This is a genomic window from Mesorhizobium sp. P5_C1 (genome assembly GCF_054049815.1).
In genome coordinates this window covers 1-1,211 of record NZ_JBFULQ010001012.1, presented here as the reverse complement: position 1 = coordinate 1,211, position 1,211 = coordinate 1, and the positions used below count along the sequence as shown (strand labels likewise).

The 1,211-nt window shown below is 59.8% G+C and carries 1 protein-coding gene and 1 pseudogene; both read right to left on the bottom strand.

The window, feature by feature from the left end; all coding sequences use genetic code 11:
• On the bottom strand, window positions 1-423 hold a 423-nt coding region (locus tag ACXJ7R_RS33480), incomplete at its 3' end, for a L,D-transpeptidase (protein WP_457155531.1).
• A gap of 576 nt (window positions 424-999) precedes the next feature.
• Window positions 1,000-1,211 (bottom strand): annotated as a pseudogene (locus tag ACXJ7R_RS33475) (DUF1236 domain-containing protein); the annotation flags it as partial.

The window sequence follows — 1,211 nt, the reverse complement described above, 5'->3', positions numbered from 1 at the left end:
GCCATGCGAGAAGGTTGTTCCGATCTTGCCGGGTTCGGGCGTACCATGGATGCCGTAGCTTTCGATAGAGAGGTCGATCCAGACCGATCCAACGGGGTTGTTCGGCCCGGCAGCAATGGTGAAGGGCCGCTTAGTCTTCACTCCCTTGAAAGCGAAGTCCGGATCGTATTGGTATGTGGGATTGCATACGACACGTTTGATCTCTGCCTGACCGCTTGGCGCCGGCGTCTCGTTGCTCCCGATCGAGGCGGGGTAGACTGCGAGCCACCTGCCAGAAGTGTCAAGCACGCGCACCAGCCGAGCGCCCTTGTCGACCTCGACGCCAGCGACGGCGGCGGGAGGATCGCCTCGGCCAACATCTGGGACCACCAACATCGTGCCGGTCTTCCTGAAGCCGATGCCAGGATTGAGCCTTCTGAGCAATTGTTCGCTTCCCGTGGAAGCGCTCCCCAATCTTCTCCGCCGCGTTGTCATAGCCAAGCCTCGACAGACGAGCCATCCTCTCGAGGCGAGTCGGAATGCGCTTGGTGAAGGGTCCGCGCACATCCTTGCGCGTCACCTCATAAGCCACCAGGACCGGATTGGCGGAAGTTGCGATCAGCTTGTCCCACGTCTCCCGAGTGAGCTTACCATCTGATGGAAGCCGTTCGCGGTCTGAAAGGCCCCAATCGCCTTGGCGAAGTTCTCTGAAAGGCGGCCGTCGATCAGGACCGGCGAGAATCGGGCGCGATCTGTTCGGCGCGCCGACGCCGAATTGAGTCAGATTGACGGCGGATTGGTCCAGCTTGGCCGCCTCCGTCCCGCCGCATGCGTGGGCGCGAGTGCCGCGACGACGACAAAAAGGAGCCTAAACATCGATGTCAACTCCGTAGCTGCAGGAATCTGCGTCTATGACGCGGAAAGGCCTTTGTGGTTCCGTCCGCAGCATCTGATTCATCGGCAGATCTTGTGGAAAGGCCCCGCCACGTCGATGTGGCGAGCCTTTTCGGCCCTGCAGCGTCAGGTCAAAATCAGGACGATCTTCAGCGTGTCCGGATCGACGATGACGATCCGACCGTCGGCCAATACGAAATACTCGTAGGTTTCGTAGGCTGGTACAGACGATGCAACCAAATCTTGTGCCGGGGAACCTCAATGCCGACCGAAATATCGAAATCGACACTGGACACCGGCTCGACCCTGGTCTCCTTGATGACCTGGGTGATCTGGGT